Source organism: Sphingomonas panni, assembly GCF_022664435.1.
GTDB classification, from domain to species: domain Bacteria; phylum Pseudomonadota; class Alphaproteobacteria; order Sphingomonadales; family Sphingomonadaceae; genus Sphingomonas; species Sphingomonas panni.
The window spans coordinates 86,902-109,608 of record NZ_JAKREU010000005.1; the positions used below are offsets into that span (position 1 = coordinate 86,902).

General features: G+C 64.7%; 19 protein-coding genes and 3 tRNA genes. 6 read left to right on the plus strand and 16 right to left on the minus strand.

Annotated elements, in window-relative coordinates; translation table 11 throughout:
• Positions 1 to 76 precede the first annotated feature (76 nt).
• Positions 77 to 961: a diacylglycerol/lipid kinase family protein gene (locus MF609_RS11195; protein ID WP_242416400.1), complete on the plus strand. Its 885-nt coding sequence runs from the start codon at positions 77 to 79 to the stop codon at positions 959 to 961.
• Between the two features lie 16 nt (positions 962 to 977).
• Here MF609_RS11195 and MF609_RS11200 read toward each other — a convergent pair whose 3' ends face one another.
• Positions 978 to 2,027, minus strand: a complete 1,050-nt coding sequence (locus MF609_RS11200; RefSeq protein ID WP_242416401.1) for a Glu/Leu/Phe/Val family dehydrogenase — start codon at positions 2,025 to 2,027, stop codon at positions 978 to 980.
• Positions 2,028 to 2,053: 26 nt separating this feature from the next.
• Positions 2,054 to 2,130: transfer RNA gene (locus MF609_RS11205), tRNA-His, on the minus strand.
• A gap of 81 nt (positions 2,131 to 2,211) precedes the next feature.
• On the opposite strand from MF609_RS11205, the gene MF609_RS11210 reads away from it, so the two are divergent.
• A complete protein-coding gene (locus MF609_RS11210) occupies positions 2,212 to 2,883 on the plus strand; it encodes a prolyl hydroxylase family protein (RefSeq protein ID WP_242416402.1) in 672 nt (223 codons plus the stop codon).
• 55 nt (positions 2,884 to 2,938) lie between these two features.
• Here the strand turns inward: MF609_RS11210 and MF609_RS11215 are convergent, their stop codons facing one another.
• From MF609_RS11215 to lon, 5 genes are all read right to left on the minus strand, one after another.
• Positions 2,939 to 5,746 carry a TonB-dependent receptor domain-containing protein gene (locus MF609_RS11215; protein ID WP_242416403.1) on the minus strand — a complete coding sequence of 936 codons (2,808 nt, stop codon included), beginning with the start codon at positions 5,744 to 5,746 and terminating at the stop codon, positions 2,939 to 2,941.
• A gap of 105 nt (positions 5,747 to 5,851) precedes the next feature.
• Positions 5,852 to 7,501 carry a hypothetical protein gene (locus MF609_RS11220; protein ID WP_242416404.1) on the minus strand — a complete coding sequence of 550 codons (1,650 nt, stop codon included), beginning with the start codon at positions 7,499 to 7,501 and terminating at the stop codon, positions 5,852 to 5,854.
• A 265-nt stretch (positions 7,502 to 7,766) separates the two neighbouring features.
• Positions 7,767 to 7,841: transfer RNA gene (locus MF609_RS11225), tRNA-Val, on the minus strand.
• Between the two features lie 52 nt (positions 7,842 to 7,893).
• Entirely contained in the window at positions 7,894 to 8,166 is a 273-nt protein-coding gene (locus MF609_RS11230) for an HU family DNA-binding protein (RefSeq protein WP_055756411.1), read from the minus strand.
• A gap of 182 nt (positions 8,167 to 8,348) precedes the next feature.
• Entirely contained in the window at positions 8,349 to 10,832 is a 2,484-nt protein-coding gene (gene lon / locus MF609_RS11235) for an endopeptidase La (protein ID WP_242416405.1), read from the minus strand.
• 94 nt (positions 10,833 to 10,926) lie between these two features.
• On the opposite strand from lon, the gene MF609_RS11240 reads away from it, so the two are divergent.
• Together MF609_RS11240 and MF609_RS11245 are read left to right on the plus strand one after the other, a co-directional pair.
• The gene (locus MF609_RS11240) at positions 10,927 to 12,606 is read left to right on the plus strand and encodes a M1 family metallopeptidase (RefSeq protein WP_242416406.1); all 1,680 of its coding nucleotides are present in this window, start codon (positions 10,927 to 10,929) and stop codon (positions 12,604 to 12,606) included.
• Entirely contained in the window at positions 12,603 to 12,848 is a 246-nt protein-coding gene (locus MF609_RS11245; protein ID WP_242416407.1) for a hypothetical protein, read from the plus strand. The genes MF609_RS11240 and MF609_RS11245 overlap by 4 nt, the downstream gene beginning before the upstream one ends.
• Here MF609_RS11245 and MF609_RS11250 read toward each other — a convergent pair.
• The 7 genes from MF609_RS11250 to MF609_RS11280 all read right to left on the minus strand — a co-directional run bounded on the left by MF609_RS11250 (position 12,832) and on the right by MF609_RS11280 (position 19,822).
• Positions 12,832 to 13,998: a calcium:cation antiporter gene (locus MF609_RS11250; protein ID WP_242416408.1), complete on the minus strand. Its 1,167-nt coding sequence runs from the start codon at positions 13,996 to 13,998 to the stop codon at positions 12,832 to 12,834. The genes MF609_RS11245 and MF609_RS11250 overlap by 17 nt on opposite strands.
• 59 nt (positions 13,999 to 14,057) lie before the next feature.
• A complete protein-coding gene (locus tag MF609_RS11255; protein WP_242416409.1) occupies positions 14,058 to 14,753 on the minus strand; it encodes an HAD family hydrolase in 696 nt (231 codons plus the stop codon).
• Between the two features lie 143 nt (positions 14,754 to 14,896).
• On the minus strand, positions 14,897 to 16,162 hold the full coding sequence (gene clpX / locus MF609_RS11260) for an ATP-dependent Clp protease ATP-binding subunit ClpX (protein WP_055756400.1): 1,266 nt from the start codon (positions 16,160 to 16,162) through the stop codon (positions 14,897 to 14,899).
• Positions 16,163 to 16,291: 129 nt separating this feature from the next.
• On the minus strand, positions 16,292 to 16,921 hold the full coding sequence (locus tag MF609_RS11265) for an ATP-dependent Clp protease proteolytic subunit (RefSeq protein ID WP_242416410.1): 630 nt from the start codon (positions 16,919 to 16,921) through the stop codon (positions 16,292 to 16,294).
• Between the two features lie 94 nt (positions 16,922 to 17,015).
• Complete coding sequence (locus MF609_RS11270; RefSeq protein ID WP_242416411.1) at positions 17,016 to 17,954, minus strand: glycosyltransferase family 2 protein; 939 nt, start codon at positions 17,952 to 17,954, stop codon at positions 17,016 to 17,018.
• 105 nt (positions 17,955 to 18,059) lie between these two features.
• A complete protein-coding gene (gene tig / locus MF609_RS11275; RefSeq protein ID WP_242416412.1) occupies positions 18,060 to 19,670 on the minus strand; it encodes a trigger factor in 1,611 nt (536 codons plus the stop codon).
• A 67-nt stretch (positions 19,671 to 19,737) separates the two neighbouring features.
• Positions 19,738 to 19,822, minus strand: a tRNA-Leu gene (locus tag MF609_RS11280).
• A gap of 137 nt (positions 19,823 to 19,959) precedes the next feature.
• Between MF609_RS11280 and MF609_RS11285 the strand changes: the two genes are divergently transcribed.
• Both MF609_RS11285 and MF609_RS11290 read left to right on the plus strand, forming a co-directional pair.
• Entirely contained in the window at positions 19,960 to 20,199 is a 240-nt protein-coding gene (locus tag MF609_RS11285) for a hypothetical protein (protein WP_242416413.1), read from the plus strand.
• Complete coding sequence (locus tag MF609_RS11290) at positions 20,192 to 20,410, plus strand: hypothetical protein (protein ID WP_242416414.1); 219 nt, start codon at positions 20,192 to 20,194, stop codon at positions 20,408 to 20,410. The genes MF609_RS11285 and MF609_RS11290 overlap by 8 nt, the downstream gene beginning before the upstream one ends.
• Before the next feature lie 49 nt (positions 20,411 to 20,459).
• Here the strand turns inward: MF609_RS11290 and MF609_RS11295 are convergent, their stop codons facing one another.
• Together MF609_RS11295 and gatB are read right to left on the minus strand one after the other, a co-directional pair.
• The gene (locus MF609_RS11295) at positions 20,460 to 21,089 is read right to left on the minus strand and encodes a peptidylprolyl isomerase (protein ID WP_242416415.1); all 630 of its coding nucleotides are present in this window, start codon (positions 21,087 to 21,089) and stop codon (positions 20,460 to 20,462) included.
• Positions 21,086 to 22,570 (minus strand): Asp-tRNA(Asn)/Glu-tRNA(Gln) amidotransferase subunit GatB, encoded by a 1,485-nt coding sequence (gene gatB / locus MF609_RS11300; protein ID WP_242416416.1) that lies wholly within the window; start codon positions 22,568 to 22,570, stop codon positions 21,086 to 21,088. Before gatB ends, MF609_RS11295 begins: the two co-directional genes overlap by 4 nt.
• Between the last annotated feature and the right edge of the window lie 137 nt (positions 22,571 to 22,707).

Sequence of the window (22,707 nt, forward strand, 5' to 3'; positions counted from 1 at the left end):
CTTGTGGGCCATGCGGTTCGGCCGATCAACCGAAAGTCGCGTGGGTCCATTTTCGTTACGGAACGTTACCGACGCCATGAACCGCATCCGTAGTGCCGCTATGATCGTCAACGCCCGGTCGCGCAGCGGGCAGGACCAGTTCGCGCAGGCGTGCAGTGCGCTGCAAGGCGCTGCGTTCGAGGTGGACGCACATGCCGTCGAGGACCCCGACCAGCTCGTCCCGACGCTGAAGCGCGCACTGGAAGCAAAACCCGATCTCGTCATCCTTGGTGGCGGCGATGGCACGATCAGCAGCTTGGTCGACTATCTGCTGGGGCATGACGTCATCCTGGGCGTGCTGCCGTTCGGTACCGCCAACAGCTTTTGCCGGACGCTCGGCATCCCACTCGATATTCCCGGTGCGGTCAAGGTGCTGAAGACCGGGCAGCCACGGCGAATCGACCTGGGCATGATCGACGGGGACTATTTCGCGAACTGCGCCGCGATCGGCCTGTCGCCGCAGATCGCCAAGACCGTGCCGCACGGCGTCAAGAAGCTGTTCGGCCGGGTCGGATATCTCGCATGGGCAACGCTGCAATTCGCGAAGTTCCACCCTTTCGAACTGATCGTCGGACAGGGGGATACCGCCAAGCGGATGATGGCGACCGAAGTACGCATTTCGAACGGTCGCTTCCATGGCGGCACCGAACTGGTCGAGGAAGCCCGGCTCGACAGCGGGGAGATCATCGTTCAGGTCGTGGCCGGCAAGGGCAAACGCAGTCTGGTGCGCAACTGGGCGGCCGGCTTCTTTCGGCTCGACTCGCGACGCGTCGATACGGTCACCTTCCACGGCCAATCGCTGCGCATTGAAACCAACCCGCCGCTGCCGATCTCGATCGACGGCGAAGTGCTGGCGAAGACGCCGGTAATGGCGAAGATCGCCGCAGGCGTTATCGAGGTGATGGCACCGGTCGAGCGCTGACGCCCGACCGGCCGGATCAGCCGCGACCGATCAGGCGGCGGGCGATGGCGTCGGCGACGTCCGAATGCGGCTTGCCGCTGGCGTCGCTTTCGTCCCAAACCTGCACCAGCCGGTCAGGAATGCGCGCGATCCGCGCCTCGACCTCGGCACGGTCGCCTTGCCCGAGATATTCGAGCGCGACGTTGATGATGCCGCCGGCGTTGATGACGTAATCGGGTGCATAGAGGATGCCGCGATCCTGCAGGCGCTTGCCCTCCGCCGCCGTCGCCAGCTGGTTGTTGGCACCGCCGGCCACCGCCTTGCACTTCAGCGCCGCGATCGTCGCTTCGTCCAGCACCGCGCCCAGCGCATTGGGGCTGACGATGTCGGCCTCCAGCGTCAGGACGGTCGCCGGATCGGCGGTGGTCGCGCCCAGTTCGCTCGCCAATGCCTCGGCGCGCGCTTCGTTTACATCGGCCAGGGTCAGCACCGCGCCGTCCTTCGCCAGCAGGCGGGCAAGGCCGCCGCCGACCGAACCGACGCCCTGCACCGCGACGCGCACGCCGCGCATGTCGTCGCTGCCCAGTGCACGCTTCGCTGCCGCACGCACGCCCAGATAGACGCCCATCGCGGTGAACGGCCCCGGATCGCCCCCGGCATTGCCCGCCGCGACCGGCAAGCCCGAGACATATTTGGTCGAACCGGAAATGGTGATCATGTCGGCTTCGGACATGCCGACATCCTCGGCCGTCACATAACGACCGCCAAGCGATTCGACCGCACGGCCGAACGCAGCGAGCAGTTCCGGCGTCTTGGCGCCGCCTTCGGGTGCCAGCACCACGCCCTTGCCACCGCCCATGGGCAGTCCGGCCATCGCATTCTTGAAGCTCATGCCGCGCGACAGGCGCAGCGCATCGGTCACCGCCGCGTCGCTATTGGCATAGCGCCAGAAACGAACACCGCCCGCCGCCGGGCCGAGCGCAGTCGAATGGACCGCGATGACGCAGCGCAAGCCGGTCTGGTGATCGGAAAAGAGGTGGATGCCCTCGTGTTCGTCGAAGTCGGGATAACCCCAATCGGTCTGCACGGCGGCGGCTCCAGCGCTGTAAGGGATGGGGCGACCGACGGGACTTGAACCCGCAACTTCCGGCATCACAAGCCGGCGCTCTAACCAATTGAACTACGGTCGCCGTGGAGTGGCGCGCTTAGCGGGGTGCCGCGCATCGGTCAAGCAGTGGCGTAACGATAATCGTTCTGGCAGGAAATTCTCCATGCAAACGCCCCCTGCCCCCGCCCCGCCGAACCTCGGCTCCGGCCATCCGTCCGAACCGGTCGTCGCCCATATCATGGCCCAGAGCGGCGTGCAGCGCGTGCCGAGCGCGAAACTGTCGCTGTTTATCCGTCGCGGATTGATTCCGACCGAACTGTGCGCCGCGCTGATCGACCGGATCGACGCGAAGCATCGGCCATCGACGATCGCCGACGCGAATGGCGACCCGACCTTCCGGACGAGCGAAACCTGCGACCTCGATTCGTCCGATCCGGTGGTGGCGGCGGCCGAAGCGCTGATCCTCGATTTCTGCGGATTGGACCCGGCCCATGGCGAACCGCTACAGGGGCAGCGCTATGCCGTGGGTCAGGAGTTCAAGGCGCATACCGACTATTTCGACCCGCAGGGCGGCGACTTTGCGAAATATTGCTCGGTCGCGGGCAATCGGACCTGGACGGTGATGCTGTACCTGAACGAACCGGGCGCTGGTGGTGCAACGCGGTTCAAGGCGATCGACAAGATCGTGCAGCCCGAAACCGGCAAGCTCCTCGCTTGGAACAATCTGCGCGCAGACGGTACGCCCAATCCCGCGACGCTGCACCACGGGATGAAGGTGCGCGACGGCACCAAATATGTGCTGACGAAGTGGTTTCGCGAACGCCCCTGGGGATAAGCGAACGGGCCGCCGGCATCGCTGCCGACGGCCCGTCCGATCGCTCCGAACCGGATCAGAACTGGGCGGTGATGCCCAGCGAGAACATCCGGCCGAGATCGTAGCGGTTGATGTACACCGGATTGCCGCCGAAATTCTGGCTTTCCGAATAACGCTGGCCCGTCAGGTTGCGCGCTTCCGCTTTCACTTCGAGATTGGCGCCGGCCACTTCGAAGCCCTGCCGCGCGACGAGGTCTAGGCGGATGCCCGGACGCTCAACGATATCGGGCTGGAACCCCTGCCCCGACAGGTTCGACGGACCACGATTGGTCACGCGGTCGCTGGCATAGTTGAACAGCAAGGTCAGCTGCGAAAGGTTGGCAGTGTCCTCCAACCCGACCTGGACGTTCACCAGATGGTCCGACTGCCCGGTCAGCGGCGCACCGTCGCGGAACAACAGGTTCGCGCGACCGAAGCCCGCCCCGCAACCGCCGATGCCCGGCGATCCCAATGCCGCCGCCGGATTGGGCACGCAGCTGCCGTCCGCGGTGATCTGCGACTGGGTATAGGTATAGTTGGCCAGTAGCAGCAGACGACGCGTCGCGAAGAAATTGCCGAGGCTTTCCAGCGGAATGTACTTCTGCGCCTCGATTTCCCCGCCCCACAAAGTCGCCTTGGGCAGATAGGTGAAGCCGGTCTGCAGCGTCGCGTCGGGGCTGGGGTAGAAACCGGCCTGTTCGATCGGGCGATCGATCCGCTTGTAGAAACCGGCTGCAGTGAAGCGCTGATCGCGACCGAAGAACCATTCGTAGCGCGCTTCGAGGTTCCACAGTTCGGAATCGCGCAGGTTCGGGTTACCGAAGAACAGACGGTCGGAGTCGGGATCGCGGAACTGCTGCGGGGCCAGTTCGCGGAACTGCGGCCGCGAGATCGTCTTCGCCCCGCTCAGCCGCGCCTGCATGTCCGACGCGAAGTTCCACGTCAGCGTACCCGCCGGCAGCCAATAGCCGTTCTTCAGGATCGTCGACGGGTTGCCGATCGGCGTCACGATCTCGCGCGCCGTTTCGTACCGCACGCCCGCCACCGCGCGCAGGCCGTCGCTGACCTCCGCCTCGGCCTGGACATAGCCGGCATGGATTTCCAGGCCCGCGTCATAGGCATAGGCACCATTCTGCGTATTGAACTGCAGCTGGATCGTACAAGCGCCCCTACCGCGCTGCGGGCAGGCGTTGAACAGCGAATCCGGCGAAAGCAGATAGTCGGGCCGCAACAGGTTGTTGGGGAAGCCCGGCGCGGTGCCGGCACCATCGCTGGTCTGGTAATTGAACTGCAGCCGGCGCGAATTGCGGTCGGTGTTCGAATAGAAATAACCGGTCGACAGCGTCAGCGGCCGATCGGTCGGCAGCTTGTACGACAGGTCCGCCTGCCCGGTGTACAGGTTCTCGTTCAGCTCGCTGAACACCACGCTGGCGAACGGCGAGAAGCGCTGCGTCACCTGATACGCACCGTTGCAGTTGAACCCGCGCGAGAAGGGCGCGCCGTCGCTGGTGATCGGATAGCCGTTGGTGGTGCGGTTCGAACAGAGATAGTCGAACTGCCGCTCGTACGGCGCGTTGCGCTTCGAATTGGCATAGGCACCGCGCGCATCGAACTTCAGCGCATCGGTCAGCTTGAACTCGCCGACCAGCTGGCTTTCGATCAGCTGGCGTTCGAACCAGTTGGTGTTCTGTTGCAGGCGCAAACCGCTGAAATTGTTATATGCATCCGATCCGGCCAGACGGCCCTGCTTCAGCGTGTCGTGGATGTAGACGTTGGTCCAGCGCAGGGTGTTGTCGTTGAACTCATAGCCCAGGCCGACGAGCGCGTTGGCGACGATGCGGTTGTCGGTCAACACCGTGCGGAAATCGTTGCGGACGGTGCCGTCCTCGCTGACACTGTCCTGCTGGATGGCATCGCGGGTGCGGAAGGTGTTCGACAGGCCCAGCGAGGCGATGACGCCCAGCCGATCGCTGCCGATATCGAACACCGATCCACCGGCGATCTCGCCCGACAGGTTGGCGGGCAGCTGGTTATTGACCTGCAGCAGGGTCGTGCGTGCGTTGTTCAGCTGCGCGACCTGGTCGGCGGTGAAGATGCCCGATCCCTTGTCCGCGTTGCGGATGAACGTCGGAATGCCACGCGTGCCGTCGTCATAGCCCAGCCAGTCGGCCTTGCCGCCGGCATAGACATAACCCAGCTCGCTGGTCGTGACCGTATCGGCCGCGATCGAGCCGCCGATCGACAAAAAGTTCTTCTTCGGGATCGCCTTCGACGTCAGGTTGATGACGCCGCCGCCGAATTCACCGGGGAAATTGACCGAATAGGTCTTCTGCACCAGCGCCGAGCCGACGATCGAGGTCGGGAAGATGTCGAGCGGGACCGAGCGGCGCAGCGGTTCCGGGCTGGGCAGTGGCGATCCGTTGAGCAGCGACGACGAATAGCGATCGCCGAGGCCCCGGACATAGACGAAGCCGCCGCCGACGACCGACAGACCGGTCACGCGGGTCAGCGCGCCGGCGATGTCGCCATCGCCGGTGCGGGCGATGTCGGCTTCCGACAGCACCGACACGATCTGCGGCGTGGCACGCACGACGTTCGGGATGTTGCGGCCGACGACGACGATTTCCTCCGCCGCCGATTCGTCGAAACCGGGCGAGGAAACTTCGGCGGGTGCGTCGGCGGTCGTGCCGTCCTGCGGCGCGGTCCCCGCGTCGGGCTGGGTCCCGGTCTGCACGACCGGCGGGGTCGCGGCCGATGGCGCGGGTGCGGTCTGCGCCAGCACGGCCGGCGCGACCAGTTGCGATGTCAGGAGAAGAAGCGTTGCATAGGCGCGGCGGTGCTGCATGACCGTGGATCCACCTGTTAAATCGTAAAGAGCGAATGCCGGGACGGGCGTATCGGCCCGCCCCGGCATCGGCGTGTCATCGCTTGGTTGCGATGGTGTCGCGGATCAGCGCCCGTTGCAGGCGAAGTAGACCGAGCTGAACGACGGCGGGCCGAACTCCTGCGGACCGCCATTGTCGGTCGGGCCGGTGTTCGCCGCGCGGATCGTCGAGCGATCGCTGGTCGATGCCACGAGGTTGAGGCAGGGCACGTTCGACGCCGACTTCACGATACCGTTGACGTAGCGCATGTCCGATCCGCCGCGCTGACGGATCGCCGCGGGCGCAGCAGCGGTCTGGATGAAAGTGAAGTTGGCATAGGTAGAGAAGGTGCGCGGCAGCAGATCTTCGGCGCCGTTCGAGTCGATCTCGGTCGAGAACGAGTCGGCGGTCGCGCCGAGTACGCGCTGTGCAGCGATCATGAACTGCATGAACCCGCGATAGCCATTGTCGATGTCGAAACCGTCATCGTCGGCACCGGTGATCGCGATATATTTCAGGTTGGTCGTGCCACCGAAGATTTCGATGCCGTCATCGGCCGAGTTGTGGCTCTGGATATGGTCCAGCACCGTGCCCGAACCGGTGCCGCCCAGCGTCAGGCCCTGCAATTCGTTGCCGTCGGTGATTGCGATGCCGGAATAGCGGATCTGGACATAGGACATCTGGCCCGAGCTGTCGGTCGCGTTGGGCCCGCCATAGAAGCGGCCGGTAACGCCTTCGATCGCCTGCTGGCAGGTCGTCGACGAACCGGCGGCGTTGTTCGGGCCGGTACCGGTCGCACAGACTGCGGTCGGCGCACGGCCGAGCAGGATGATGCCGCCCCACTGACCCTGGGTCGCGTCCGACACGCCGTTATTGGCGAGGTTCTGCTGCGAGGTGAAGATGATCGGGGCATCGCGCGTGCCGATGGCAACCAGCTTCGAACCGCGATTGACGAGCAGCAGGTCGTTGGTGGCTTCGGTCGAGTCAGCGGCCACGACGGCGCCCGCCGCGATGGTCAGCGTCGCACCGGCGCCGCCGGTCGAGCCCAGGTCGGTGCCGACCTCGGTCTGGCCGCGCAGGCGATAGACGACACCGGCGATCTTCGGCAACGAAAGGTCGGTGGTGATGGCTCCCGGCAGGCGGCAGAGGCGATAGGAGGGTGCCGATGCGCCGCTCGGCGTCACGGTGCCGTCATCCAGCGTGCCGGTCGGGCAGACCGACGTAGCGGCAGCATAGGTGCCGATCGACGGCACCGCCGTGCAGCGCGCGCCCGAGCCGCCGAATTCGGCCGAGGTCGAGTTGCAGGTCCACCCCTGGAATGCGGTATCGGTCGGACCGTTGAGCGCGCCGACATAGTTGGTGCTGGTGAAGAAACGGTCGATCGTCGACGGATCGATCGCGGTGGTCAGCGAAGCGCTGCCGACCGGATAGACGCCGTTCATCGTCGAACCGACGCCGCTTACATTGTTGTTCGCGCCGGCATTGACAATCGCCAGCTGTTCTTCCGACGTGATCGTCACGCCGCTCTGCGTCGTCGCCGTCGCGAACTGCGCGGCGGTGATCGCGCTGGGCGTGGCCGACGGCGTCGGGGTGGGCGTGGGGGCCGGTGCGGGGACGGTCACGTTGATGCTGCCGGCACCCGGCGAGGCGACGCCATCGGCGCCGCTGCACCCGGCGAGCGCGGCGCAGGCCGTCGATGCCATGAGAATAAAGCCGATGCGCTTGCTGCTGGCCATCACCGAAAAACTCCCGAGAACCTGGTTGTCGTTGTGCGGGCGCTGTGGCCCGGCGATCGTCCGAGGTTCCCCCCCCGGTCGATCCACGACTGCCCCGTTAGGCGCGCCGGATGACGGGACCGTGCGATTTCGGTGAAGTTTCGGAGACGTTACGGTTTCGTTTTTATGACAGCACTTTGCCCCAAACGAAGTCGGCCAGAATCAGAAACGGCCGCCCGGCACGACACCTCTGATACGAGGTCGAAGTGCCGGACGGCCGTTGATCTGGTGGGCGCGACAGGGATTGAACCTGTGACCCCACCCGTGTGAAGGGTGTGCTCTACCGCTGAGCTACGCGCCCGGAAACCCGGAGGCCGGCTCCCTAGATGGGTACGGCCACCGTGTCCAGAGGTTTAATTCACCGAATCCTTCAGGCCCTTGCCGGCCTTGAACTTCGGCTGCGACGACGCCTTGATCGTCATCGGCTCGCCGGTACGCGGATTGCGGCCGGTCGATGCCTTGCGCTTCGATACAGAAAACGTGCCGAATCCGACCAGACGAACTTCGTCACCCTTTTTGAGCGCCGCCGAGATGACGTCGAACACCGCTTCGACCGCCTTCATCGCATCGCCGCGGGTAAGCCCCGAATGGTCGGCGACCTGCCCGATCAGCTCCTGCTTGTTCATCCCGTGGAACCCCCTTCATCCGTATGCCAATATTGAAAACTCAAGCGCGGCACTAAGGCCGCGCAAACGCGCGCTGTCAAAGCAAATTGGGCGAACCGATGCAATCCAATGCTTTGCACCCGGCCGCCCGCGCAATCCGAACCGTCGCGGAAGGGGACAGCCGGCCGCTCCCCCCTCCCCGATCAATGCGGTCGCGACTCGGCGATGCCCGGCACCGGGACCGGTGGCTGTGCCGCCAGGTCATCCGCCTCGGTCCAGTCGATCGCGGTCAGCGGTTCGGTCAGCGCCAGCCGCAGCACCTCGTCGACATGGGACACCGGCACGATTTCCAGCCCCGCACGGATATTGGCCGGGATTTCCGCCAGATCCTTTTCATTCTCGACCGGGATCAGCACCGTCTTGATCCCACCGCGAAGCGCCGCCAGCAGTTTCTCCTTCAAGCCCCCGATCGGCAGGACCCGGCCGCGCAGCGTCACCTCGCCGGTCATCGCCACCTCGCGGCGTACGGGCACACCGGTCAGCGTCGAGACGATCGACGTCACCAGCCCGATGCCGGCCGACGGACCGTCCTTCGGCACCGCACCTTCGGGCAAATGGATATGGACGTCCTTGCGATGGAACAGGCTCGGCTTGATGCCATAGCCGGGAGAACGCGCCTTGACGTAGCTCCACGCCGCCTCGACCGATTCCTTCATGACGTCGCCGAGCTTGCCGGTCGTCTTGACCGAACCCTTGCCCGGTACCGTCACGCTTTCGATCGTCAGCAGTTCGCCGCCGACTTCGGTCCAGGCGAGGCCGGTGACGGCACCGATCTGATGCTCCTCCTCGCCCACGCCGAAGCGATATTTGCGAACCCCCGCGAACTCGGACAGGTTATCCGGCGTGACCACAACAGACGTCGCCTTGCCCTCGAGGATGCGCCGCAGCGCCTTGCGGGCGAGCTTTGCAATCTCGCGCTCCAGCGTGCGGACGCCGGCTTCGCGCGTGTAGAAGCGGATCAGGTCGCGCAGGCCGTCCTGCGTCAGTTCGAACTCGCCCGGCTTCAATCCGTGCGCATCGATCTGTTTGGCGACCAGATGCCGTTCGGCGATCTCGACCTTCTCGTCCTCGGTATAGCCCTCCAGCCGGATGATCTCCATCCGGTCGAGCAGCGGCTGCGGCAGGTTCAGCGTGTTCGCGGTGCAGACGAACATCACATCCGACAGATCGATATCGATCTCCAGATAGTGATCGTTGAACTTCGCATTCTGTTCGGGGTCGAGCACTTCCAGCAGCGCCGACGCCGGGTCACCCCGGAAATCCTGACCCAGCTTATCGATCTCGTCGAGCAGGAACAGCGGGTTCGATGCGCCGGCCTTTTTCAGGTTGGTGACGATCTTACCCGGCAGCGACCCGATATAGGTGCGGCGATGGCCGCGAATCTCGGCCTCGTCGCGCACGCCGCCCAGCGACTGGCGGATGAACTCGCGGCCGGTCGCCTTGGCGATCGACTTGCCTAGACTCGTCTTGCCCACACCCGGCGGGCCGACGAGGCACAGGATCGGACCCTTCAGCTTGTTGGTCCGCGCCTGCACCGCCAGATATTCGACGATCCGGTCCTTGACCTTTTCCAGCGCATAATGGTCCTGGTCCAGCACGCCCTGTGCGACCGCGATGTCCTTCTTCAGCTTCGACTTCTTGCCCCAAGGCAGGCCCAGCAGCACGTCGAGATAGTTGCGTACGACGGTCGCCTCGGCACTCATCGGCGCCATGGTCTTGAGCTTCTTCAGCTCCGCCGTAGCCTTCGTCCGCGCTTCCTTGCTGAGCTTGAGCGTCGCGATCTTCTGCGTCAGCTCGGCGACCTCGTCGCCCTCGCCATCCTCGCCCTCGTTGCCGAGTTCGCGCTGAATCGCCTTCAGTTGCTCGTTCAGATAATATTCGCGCTGCGTCTTTTCCATCTGCCGCTTCACGCGGCTGCGGATCTTCTTCTCGACCTGAAGGACGCCCAGTTCGCCTTCCATGAAAGCGAACACCATCTCCAGACGCTTCGACGGATCGGCTTCGACCAGCAGCGCCTGCTTATCGGCGACCTTCACCGAAATGTTGCCGGCGACCGCGTCCGCCAGACGCGACGGATCGTCCAGTTCGGACAGCTGCACCGCCGTTTCGGCCGGCAGCTTCTTGTTGAGCTTGGCGTAATTCTCGAACTGGTCGACGACCGAACGCATCAGCGCCTTGAGTTCGGGGCTGGGCTGCGCGACTGCTTCGGCGACGCGCTCCTCCATACCCTCTTCGGCATCTTCCAGAGTCGTGTCACCCGCTTCGGTGGGCGTCACCGTCGCGACCAAATAATTGTCGACCGATTCGAGTTCGGTCAGCGTTGCGCGCGCCTTGCCCGACACCAGCACCCGGACGGTGCCGTCCGGCAGCTTCAACATCTGCATGACTTCGGCCGACACGCCGACATCGTACAGGTCGTCGCGCGACGGATCGTCCTCACCGGGATCGAGCTGCGCCACGAGGAAGATTTCCTTCGATCCCGCCATCGCCGCTTCGAGCGCGGCGACCGACTTGTCGCGCCCGACGAACAGGGGCACGATCATATGCGGAAACACGACAATATCGCGCAGCGGCAATACCGGCAGCTTCAGCGGCTCGGACGAAACGGAATTGGTAATCTCGGACATGGACACTCCACGACCCGGCCGAAGCGCCGGACCCAGCACCTTATATGGTGGTGATTGCCGCGCCATCAATCTCCGTTCGACGGCACGCTGACCCATGATGGCATCCTTCGCGCTGCTACTTGCCGCCGCGTTGCAGGCGACACCCGTCGATGCGGGGCCGCCGGTCCATCCGATGACGCTGCGGTCGGGCGGACCGGTTTCCGCCGATCGTGCGGCATTACGGCTCGCTCATGCCGATCTCGCCATCGAAGCGCTGCCCGACCGGCGGATGCTGTCAGCCCGCGCGACGCTGACGCTGACCGCCCACGCGACGACGCCGCGCATTCCGATCGACCTCGACGACGCGCTGCAGGTACGTTCGATCCGACTTGACGGACAGGTGGTTGCGCAAACCCGCTGGCGACAGGCGGGCGGACAGGTCGTGATCGACGCGCCGCTTGCTTCTGGCCAGCGCGCCGTTGTGGAGATCGTGTATGCCGGTAGCCCGCACGTCGCAAAGCGCGCGCCGTGGGACGATGGTTTCGTCTGGAGCGAGTGGCAGGGCAAGCCTTGGTTCGGCACCACCGCACAGGACAGTGGCTGTGACCTGTGGTGGCCGTGCCTCGACTTTCCGGCCGGCGAACCGGCCAGCGTCGATCTTCACCTGACCGTACCCGCCGGCCTTTCGGCGCCCACCAATGGCGTACTGCGCGGGATCGACACCCTGCCCGATGGCCGCACGACCTGGCACTGGCACGCCGGGCCGACCAACCCCTACGCCTTGGCGATCAGCGTCGGACCTTATCGCGAGATAAAAGGCAGCTATCGTAGCCGATTCGGCAACGTGATCCCGCTGCATTTCTGGCATCTGGCGGGCAAGGAAGCACAGGCACGGCAGTTGTTCGACGAATTCGCGCCGACGCTCGACTTCTTCGAATCGACCATCGGCCCCTACCCCTTCGGCAACGAAAAGGTCGGCGTGGTCGAGACACCCTATCTCGGCATGGAGCATCAGACGATCAACGCTTACGGCAACGGCTACAAGGCCGCGCCGGAGGGGTTCGACTGGCTGTTCCAGCATGAGTTCAGCCATGAATGGTTCGGCAACCAGATGACGGCAGCCGATTGGGACGATTTCTGGCTGCACGAGGCGTTCGCCTCCTACATGCAGCCGTTGTACGGCAAATGGCGGGAGGGCGATGCCCGCTATATTGCGATGCTGCTGATCCAGCGACAACGGGTCGCCAATCGCGCGCCGATCGTGTCGGGCAAGTCGCTGACGACGCGTGAGGTGAATGGCGATACCGGCCCCGGCACCGACGTGTATTTCAAGGGCGCGTGGATGCTGCATAGCCTGCGCCACCTGATCGGCGACCGCGCCTTCTTCGCCGCTACCCGGCGGGTCGTGTATGGCCGACCCGATCCACGGCCGGGCAACTTCACGCCGCGCTTCGCCACGACCCGCGACTTCGAAACCGCAGTTGCGCAGGAATCCGGGCAGGATTTCGGCTGGTTCTTCGACGTGTATCTCCGGCAGGCGGCACTGCCCGACCTGATCGAACGGCGCAGCGACACCGGCCTCACCCTGCGATGGCAGGTCCCGGGCGACGGGCCGTTTCCATTGCCTGTCGAAGTTGAGGTAGACGGCGTGCGCCGGACGGTGCCGATGACTGACGGTACCGGCACCGTCCCTGCTCCTCGCAGCGCCCATATCGTCGTCGATCCGATGGCATGGCTGCTACGTCGATCGCGGGCGATCGAACGGATGCAGACGCCGCGCGTTGCCACCCCATGACCCAGCTTTCCAGACGTGCCGCCGAAATGGCGGCGACCTTCATGATCGGCGACGGACTTCTCGGCCTGCTCCAGCCCGATCGCCATGTCGCGCTGTGGCAGGAGCGGGCGGGCGGCGCGGAATGGCTGGTGCGACCGTTCATCGGTCGTCCTAATCTGCGCCGGGCCTATGCCATGGTGCAGATCGCCGCCGGACTGGCACTGGCTGCCCGGCAACGACCGACGCTTACGGAACGACCGTGATGAACAGATAGGCCGCGAAGATTGTCAGGTGGACGATCCCGGAAAGGACCGTCGTCCGCCCGTTGCCCAGCGTCAGGGTCGACACCAGCAGCGACAGCGCGAACAGCACCATCGACTTGGCATCGATGCCGAGCGACAGTGGCCAGCCCATCACCAGCGACACGATCGCAACGCTCGGGATCGTCAGGCCGATCGTCGCCAGCGCCGACCCCATGGCGAGATTGAGGCTGGTTTGCAGCCGGTCCTTCCGCGCCGCCTTGACGGCCGCAAGGCTCTCAGGGGCAAGGACCAGTCCGGCGATCAGGATACCGACCACGGCTAGGGGCAGTCCCGCACCCAGCACGGCCCCTTCGATTGTCGGCGACAAATCCTTCGCGAGCAACACGACGCCGACCAGCGCGACCAGCAGCACTGCGAACGCGATCCACGCCGTACCAACGCTCGGAGGTTCGGCATGGGCGTCCTTGGGCAACGACCCGTCAACTGCCGGCAGGAAATAGTCGCGGTGCCGTACCGTCTGCACCATCACGAACGTCGCGTAGAGAATCACGGAAATGATCGCGACGAAGGTGAGCTGTGATGGCGACAATGTCGGCCCGGCGACCGTGGAAGTATAGTTGGGCAGGACCAGCGACATGACCGCCATCGCCGCCAGAACCGACAGCGCGGCGCTCACCCCACGCAGCACGAACCGCTGCTCATGATGGCGAATGCCGCCGACCAGCAGGCAGATGCCGACGATGAAGTTCAGGATAATCATGATCGCCGCGAACACCGTATCGCGCGCCAGTGTAGCCACGTCGCCCGATCCCGACAGCATCAACGAGACGATCAGCGAAACCTCGATGACGGTCACGGCGACTGCTAGCACCAGCGTCCCGAACGGCTCGCCAACCTTGTGCGCGACCACTTCGGCGTGATGGACCGCCGCAATCACGCAACCGATCATGACCGCTGCCGCCAGGCCTGCCCCGACTCCGCTCGACTTCGCGAGGTTCAGCAGGATCGCGACCAGTCCGAGGAGGGGCACGACCAGCGACCACCATGGCAAGGCGGTCCGGTCGAGTAGTGCCCGTTTCGTTCCGGGAGTAACCAAGGCTTCGCCTTGTTCCGCCGCCGCCATCGCTTCCTGATCTCTCGCCGCCGACATCATCACTCCCTGATCGTTACGGAAAGCCAATGCTTGGGAGGCCATGATGTTTCCATCGGTCAACCGATCGCGTCGACCCAGTCGGGCAACGCCGCCAGATCCGGCAATTGGCGAAAGCGGGGATGGTCGCTCGGTGTCGCCGCCGCCTCATGCGACCAAGCCAAAGCCTGCGGGACATAGGCGGCCCAGGCACCGGCTGCGAGCGCGGGCAGCACATCGGACCGCATCGAATCACCCGCCATCACGGCGCGGTCTGGTGCGACACCATAGCGTTCGAACAGCCGGGCAAAGGTCTCGCTCGTCTTGTCGCTGACGATCTCGATCCCGGCAAAGCGGTCACCCAGCCCCGACGCGGCAAGCTTCGCCTCCTGGTGCAACAGGTCACCCTTCGTCACCAGCACGAGCCGGCCTCGCTCCGACAGCGCGTCCAGCGTCGCTTCGATGCCGTGGAGCAGTTCGACAGGATGCGCCAGCAGGCGTCGTCCTGCCGCCAACAGGTCGGCAATGACGCCGCTCGGCAATCTTTCGCCGCCCAGTTCCAGCGCGGTCTCTATCATCGACAGCGTGAACCCCTTGGCACCGTAGCCATAGAGCTTCAGGTTCCGCGCCTCGCACGCATCCAGCGTTTCCAGCGCAACGTCGGCCGCCGCAAAGGGGCGGAGCATCGCCGTGAAGGCATGATGCACCTCCTCGAAATGGCGCATATTGTGCCACAACGTGTCGTCGGCATCGAGGCAGATGAGATCGATCGGCATGGACGCTGCATAGCGGTCGGGAGTTGGCGAGGAAAGTCATCGCCCCCTTCGTCATTCCGGCGAAGAGGGCGAGTGCCCGAAACGCAAAACGGGCGCCGGTTGCCCGACGCCCGCTCGCTAGACGTAGAAGACCTGTCCGCGGCTTACGCCGCGTCGCCCGCCTTCTTCTTCTCGGCATAGACGCGCACCGGTTCCTTGCGGCCCTCGATCACGTCCTTGTCGACCACGACCTCGTCTACGCCGTCCATCGACGGCAGGTCGAACATCGTGTCGAGCAGAATGCCCTCAAGGATCGACCGCAGCCCGCGCGCGCCGGTCTTGCGTTCGATCGCCCGCTTGGACACCGACACCAGTGCCTCGTCGTTGAAGCCGAGTTTCACGCCCTCCATGTCGAACAGCTTCTGATACTGCTTGACCAAAGCGTTCTTCGGCTCCGTCAGGATCTTGATGAGCGCGGCCACATCGAGATCCTCGAGCGTCGCGATCACCGGCAGACGGCCGACGAATTCGGGGATCAGCCCGAACTTCAGCAAATCTTCCGGCTCGGTCTGACGCAGCACTTCGCCGGTGCGGCGTTCCTCCGGCGCGGCGACATAGGCGCCGAAGCCGATCGACTTGCCCTGCAAGCGATCCGCAATGATCTTTTCGAGACCCGCGAACGCGCCGCCGCAGATGAACAGGATGTTCGTCGTGTCGACCTGCAGAAATTCCTGCTGCGGATGCTTGCGGCCACCCTGCGGCGGAACGCTGGCGGTCGTGCCTTCCATCAGCTTGAGCAGCGCCTGCTGCACGCCCTCACCCGACACGTCGCGCGTGATCGACGGATTTTCGGCCTTGCGGCTGATCTTGTCGATTTCGTCGATATACACGATGCCGCGCTGCGCCCGCTCGACGTTGTAGTCGGATGCCTGGAGCAGCTTCAGAATGATGTTCTCGACATCCTCACCGACATAGCCGGCCTCGGTCAGCGTCGTCGCATCGGCCATGGTGAACGGCACGTCGAGGATGCGCGCCAGCGTCTGCGCCAGCAACGTCTTCCCGCAACCGGTCGGACCGACCAGCAGGATGTTCGACTTCGCCAGTTCGACGTCGGCACCCTTCTGGCCATGGTTCAACCGCTTATAGTGGTTGTGGACCGCGACCGACAGCACGCGCTTGGCCTGCTTCTGACCGATGACATAATCGTCGAGGACGTTGCAGATTTCCTGCGGCGTGGGCACGCCACCGTCCTTCTTGGCGACCAGTGCCGACTTCGTCTCCTCACGGATGATGTCGTTGCACAATTCGACGCATTCGTCGCAGATGAACACGGTCGGACCCGCGATCAGCTTGCGTACCTCATGCTGCGACTTGCCGCAGAACGAGCAGTACAGGGTGCTCTTGGAGTCGCCGCCGCTGAGCTTCGTCATTCAATTCATCTCCCGCGCCGCCGTGACGCGTCTTTGCGCCTGTCAGGATACACACAGGCTTGTATCCGGCAATGCATTAAAACTTTGCCCGCCCGAGCCGCCGGATGGGGCGTCGGGCGGGACGACCGCTTACGCGGCCGGGGTCGCCTCTTCGGGCGCGCCCGGACGCTTGTCGAACACCTGATCGACCAGGCCGAACGCCTTGGCTTCGTCCGCTTCGAGGAAGGTGTCGCGGTCCATCGCCCGCTCGATCTCCTCCAGCGGCTTGCCGGTGTACTTCACGTACAGCGCGTTCATGCGATCCTTGATACGCTGGATTTCCTTGGCCTGGATCTGGATGTCCGACGCCATGCCCTGCGCCCCGCCTGACGGCTGGTGGATCATGATGCGGGCGTTGGTCAGCGCGACACGCATCCCCGGTTCGCCCGCGGCCAGCAGGAAGCTGCCCATCGATGCCGCCTGCCCGATGCACACCGTGCCGACGCGCGGACGGATATACTGCATCGTGTCGTGGATCGCCATGCCGGCCGTCACCACCCCACCCGGCGAGTTGATGTACATCCAGATGTCCTTCTTCGGATTTTCCGATTCGAGGAACAGCAGCTGCGCGGTGATGAGCGAGGCCATATGATCCTCGACGCCGCCGGTCACGAACACGATGCGTTCGCGCAGCAGGCGCGAATAGATGTCGAAGCTGCGCTCGCCGCGGCTCGATTGTTCGATGACGATGGGGACGAGGCCGTCGTGGATATCTAGCATTGGGTTCCCGCTGAGTAGGTTTCGACGCCCTACATCGGCGCTCCCGCCTGACCGCGCAAGAGGCGAGCGCATCGCTACGCGCCCGGAATGATGGTTATCGCGCCGTCCTGGTGCCGCCCGGTGCCGGATAGGCAAGATATGCCAGCCGCCGGACCTCCCGCCGCCCGCGCACCACCGTGTCGAGGATCAGGCCGGAAAACAGGCAGAGCGATGCGAGGATGACCAGGCCGGTCGCGAGGATTGCGGTAGGAAATCGTGGTACCAGCCCGGTATTCAGGTAGGTTATGGCAAGCGGCACCGCCAGGATCACAGCGGCGAGTGCCAGCAACAGTCCGATCGCGCCGAAGAACCAGAGTGGACGCTCGATCCGGTACAATGTGGCGATGGTCCGTGCGATGCGGAAGCCATCGCCATAGGTCGAAAGCTTCGACGCGGACCCTTCCGGCCGTGCGAAATAGCGAGTCGACACCTCCGCGACCGGCATCCGCAATTCAAGCGCATGGACGCTGATCTCGGTCTCGATCTCGAACCCGGCCGACAACGACGGAAAGCTCTTCACGAACCGTCGCGAAAAGACGCGGTAGCCCGACAGGATATCGGTAAAGCTGCGCCCGAACAGCCGCGCCAGCATTCCCGTCAGCATCGCGTTGCCGAAGCGATGCCCCCGGCGATACGCCAGCGCGGCATCGCTCACCCGCTGCCCCACCACCATGTCGAGCTGCTCGTCCAGCAGTCGCGCAACCAGTTCCGGCGCAGCCTCGGCGTCATAGGTCGCGTCGCCATCGGCCATGACATAGATATCGGCATCTACATCGGCGAACATCCGCCGGACCACCGCGCCCTTGCCCTGGATGCGTTCGCTGCGCACCACTGCACCCGCGGCTCTCGCAACCTCGATCGTGCGGTCCGACGAATTATTGTCGTACACATAGATGGTCGCATCGGGCAGCGCCGCGCGGAACCCCGCGACGGTCGCGCCGATCGCGGCTTCTTCATTGTAGCAGGGCAGCAGGACGGCGACGGTCGTGGACATGGTCCGCGTACAACACCGGATGCGGACGAAAGCAAGCGCCGGACATGCAAAGGCCGTCCGCTCCCCGTGGAAGCGGACGGCCCATTGCCTTTCGGGATCGGACAATCAGCCTTCGCTGGCTTCGGTCTCGACCTTCTTCTTGGCGCGCGGCTTCTTGGCCGGAGCCGGGGCGGCCTCGCCCTCGGCGGCTTCGGCCGGCGCGGCTTCAGCCTTCTTTGCCGGAGCCTTCTTGGCCGGCGCCTTCTTCTTCGGCGCTTCTACCTCACCCGCCGCTTCCGCCGGGGCGTCGGCAGCCGGCTCGGCCTTGGCGGCCTTCTTCGCCGGCTTGGCGTGGTCATGGTCATGATCGTGGTTGCAATCGGGGCCATGCACATGCGGCACGGCGCCTTCTTCGCTCTCGATCTCAGCTTCGAGTTCCTCGCGCGTCACTTCGCGGTCGGTGATCTCGGCCTTGCCGAACAGGAAGTCGACGACCTTGTCCTCGTACAGCGGCGCACGCAGCTGCGCGGCGGCCATCGGCTCCTGCTGCACATACTGCATGAAGCGCTGCCGGTCCTGCGGGCCGTACTGCTGCGCGGCCTGCATGATAAGGCGCTGCATTTCCTGCTGCGTCACTTCGATGCCGTTCTGCTGGCCGATTTCCGACAGCAGCAGGCCGAGGCGAACGCGGCGGATGGCGATCTGACGATAATCGTCACGCTCGGCTTCCAGCTCGGCGCGCGCCGCTTCCGGGTCGGCTTCGTGGCCGGCTTCATGCTGCAGCTGTGCCCAGATCTGCTCGAACTCGGCTTCGACCATCGATGGCGGAACGTCGAAATTGTGACCGGCGGCGAGCTGGTCGAGCAGCTTGCGCTTCATGTGGGTGCGGGTCAGGCCGTTCAGTTCCTGCTCGACCTGCCCCTTGATGAGGCCGCGCAGCTGCTCGAGGCTCTCGAGGCCGAGCGACTTGGCGAACTCGTCGTCCGGGCCGCCTTCGGCCGGAACCTTCACGTCGGTGATCTTCAGGTCGAAGGTCGCTGCCTTGCCCTTCAGGTTTTCGGCCTGATAATCGTCGGGGAAGGTTACGTTGATCGTCTTCTCGTCGCCCTTCTTGACGCCGACCAGCTGGTCTTCGAAGCCGGGAATCAGACGGCCCGAGCCGATTTCGATCGCCATGCCTTCGCCGGTGCCACCGTCGAACGCCACGTCGTCGACCTTGCCGACGAAATCCATCACGACCAGGTCACCGGTCGCGGCTTCATGACCTTCCTCGGCGTCGTTGTGACGCTTGTTGTTGCTGGCGAGCTGCTCCAGCTGCTCGTCGACCACCTTTTCATCGGCCGGAACGGTCAGCCGCTCCAGCTTCAGCGCGTCGATCGCCGGGGTCGGCACGTCGGGCAGCACTTCGAGCGATACGGTGACGGCGGCGTCCTTGCCCGGGGCATATTCGCCTTCGAGCGACACCTGCGGCGCGGTTGCCGGCCGCAGCTTCTGCTCGGCGATCAGCGTCTGGATACCGTCCTGGATCGAGCTGTTCAGCGCGTCCTGCGACAGCGCTTCGCCGTGCATCTTGCGGATCAGGTTCGCGGGCACCTTGCCGGGGCGGAAGCCGGGCATCTTGATCGTCGGCGCAACCCGCTTCACTTCGGCGTCGACCTTGGCGTCGACCTCCGCAGCGGTGATGGTCAGCGTGTAGGCGCGCTTCAGGCCCTCGTTCAACGTCTCGACAGTCTGCATTCTCACGGCTTTCGTCAAAAGAATCGAATGGAGCGGCTCCAGCTTCGACAGGCGCTGGCGGCGTCACTGGTGCGGGCGAAGGGAGTCGAACCCCCACATCTTTCGATACTGGAACCTAAATCCAGCGCGTCTACCAGTTCCGCCACGCCCGCCGAGCGGACGCCGCCGGCACGGGCGCGTCTATAGCAGTCGTGCGCGTCGGGGCAAGTCGCCAAGCTTCGCAGAGTTGCATCGGGTCCGCAACCCGGCCGCGTGGCGGACGTTGGGAGGTGTGAAGGAGAGATCAATCATGCCCGTCGAACCCCCGATCCCCGCCGAAACCCCTGCACCCGAACCCGGCGTCGCGCCGATTACGCCGCCGCCCGAGCATCCGGCACCGCAGAGCGAACCCGGCCAGCCGACCGCGCCGCCGCCGGAAATCGACGTGCCCGGTCCCGATATCGACGTGCCTAGCCCGATGCCGGGCGGTGATCCCGGCGTAACGCCGGTCCCCGGCCAACCCGTGATGGAAGGAAACCGACATGAGTGACCGCGATCGGAGCATGCATCCCGACAGCGCACCGCAGGACGATACGGATCGCCGCAGCGATATCGAACGTGCGGTCGACGCTGTAAACGGCGACGTCGAGCGTGGCGGCACCGGCAGTGGCGCGACGTCACCGACCGAACCAACCGTATCGCCGGATACCGCAGGAGGTTCCGGCGGCGTCGTGCGCAATCAGGAGGGCGACGGGCAATAGGCTTGTCCCGTCCGGCTCCCCTGCTGCATATGGCAGGGGAGCGGTTCGGCTATTTCGCGATCCGCCGCGCGGTGATGACCTTCACCGGCGCGGCGGGCATCTCCCCTTTGAACGCGCCGTTGCTGGCCTTGACCGGATCGACAGGCGTATCGAGGATCTTCAACAGCACATCCCGACCGCCGACGATCCGCGCGAACGCCGCATAGCCCTGCCCGTCCGCCGGAACGCCCGGGGCTGCGTCCAGCGCGCGCCGCTGGTCACCCACCGAAATCGTGAATTCGCCACGCGCAGTCCCGACGCCCAGACGCGCTACCGAAAGCGTGCCATCGGTATGCGACAAACCGGTCTGGGTAGTCGGTTCGTGCTTGATCGGGGGCAGCATCTTCTTCGCATCGGTGTGCGGCCCGAACTGGACGAACCCGAATTCCGGCCCGACCTTCACGATGCGGTAGAAGCTTGTGCCGTCCAGCCGCTTCTGGTCGACATAACGCAGGAAATTGGCTGCCGTGATCGGCGCACGCTTTACTTCGACCTCTACGGTCAGCGTGCCGGCGGTGGTGACGATCGCGACGCGCGGCAGGGGCGCTTCGTCTACAGGCTGCGGAGCCGGTACCTGCGCCAGCGCCGGACCGGCGAAGGCCAGCGCAACCAGCAGCGCGCGTCGCGTCGTCTTCATCATCCCAACGCCTTTTTCAGCAGGTCGTTGACCACGCCCGGATTGGCCTTGCCGCCCATAGCCTTCATCGTCTGTCCGACGAAGAAGCCGAACAGCTTGTCCTTGCCGCCACGATAGTCGGCGACCTTGTCGGCGTTCTTTTCCATGACGTCGGCGATCACCGCCTCGATCGCGCCGGTGTCGCTGGTCTGCTTGAGGCCGCGTTCCTCGACGATGGCGTTCGCGCCCTGCCCGGTTTCGAGCATGATTTCGAACACCTGCTTCGACAGCGTCCCCGACAGCGTGCCATCGGCTACCAGCTTCAGCAGTTGCGCGCCCTGCGCCGGTGATACCGGGCTGTCACCGATGCTCTTGCCGAGGCGGTTGAGCGCGCCATAGAGATCCGAAATCAACCAGTTGGCGGCCGACTTTGCCGGGACTTGCGAACCGCATTCGGCGAGCAGCGATTCGAACCAGCGCGCGGTTTCGACCTCGGCCGTCAGGACCGCCGCGTTGTACGCCGACAGGCCAAGCTCGCCCTCATAGCGCTTGCGCTTGGCATCGGGCAATTCGGGCAGCGACGCGCGGCATTCGTCGAGGAAGGCATCGTCCAGCTCGAGCGGCAGCAGGTCGGGATCGGGGAAGTAGCGATAGTCGTGCGCATCCTCCTTCGACCGCATTGACCGCGTCACACCCTTGTCCGGATCGAAAAGGCGGGTTTCCTGCACGATGCGGCCGCCATCCTCCAGCACCGCGACCTGGCGGTTGGCCTCATATTCGATGGCGGCCATGACGAAGCGCACCGAATTGACGTTCTTCGTCTCGGTCCGCGTGCCCAGTTCCTCGCCCGGACGCCGCACCGACACGTTGACGTCGGCGCGCATCGAACCCTGGTCCATATTGCCGTCGCACGACCCGACGTAGCGCAGAATCGTCCGGAGCTTCGACAGATATGCCCCAGCCTCGGCGGGCGAGCGCATGTCGGGACGGCTGACGATCTCCATCAGCGCGACGCCCGACCGGTTAAGATCGACATAGGATCGCGTCGGATGCTGGTCGTGCATCAGCTTGCCGGCATCCTGCTCGACATGGATACGCTCCACGCCGATCGTTTTGGTCGGGCTGTTCGGATCCTTCTCGTCGAGAACGACGGTGATTGACCCCTCACCCACCAGCGGGTGGTAGAGCTGGCTGATCTGATAGCCCTGCGGCAGATCGGCGTAGAAATAGTTCTTGCGGTCGAAGCGCGACCATTTGTTGATGACCGCATCGATCGCCATGCCGGTACGCACCGCCTGCCGGATGCATTCGCGGTTCGGGGTCGGCAACATGCCGGGCATCGCCGCATCGACCAGCGACACCTGCGTATTCGGCTCCGCGCCGAACGCGGTCGCCGCGCCGGAGAACAGCTTGGCGTTCGACGTGACCTGCGCATGGACTTCGAGGCCGATCACGACCTCCCAGTCGCCGGTGGCACCACGGATGCGGTAGGTGGATTCAGTCATTTTGAGTGCAACTTCCGTTCAGCGCGCTTCGCGCGGCGCTTCTTCGAATAATAGCCCCATCCAAGCCCGATACAGACTCCGAACAGGTCCGCCACCAACATGGCAAGCGGAAGCGCCGCCATCGCTACGACAGCGAT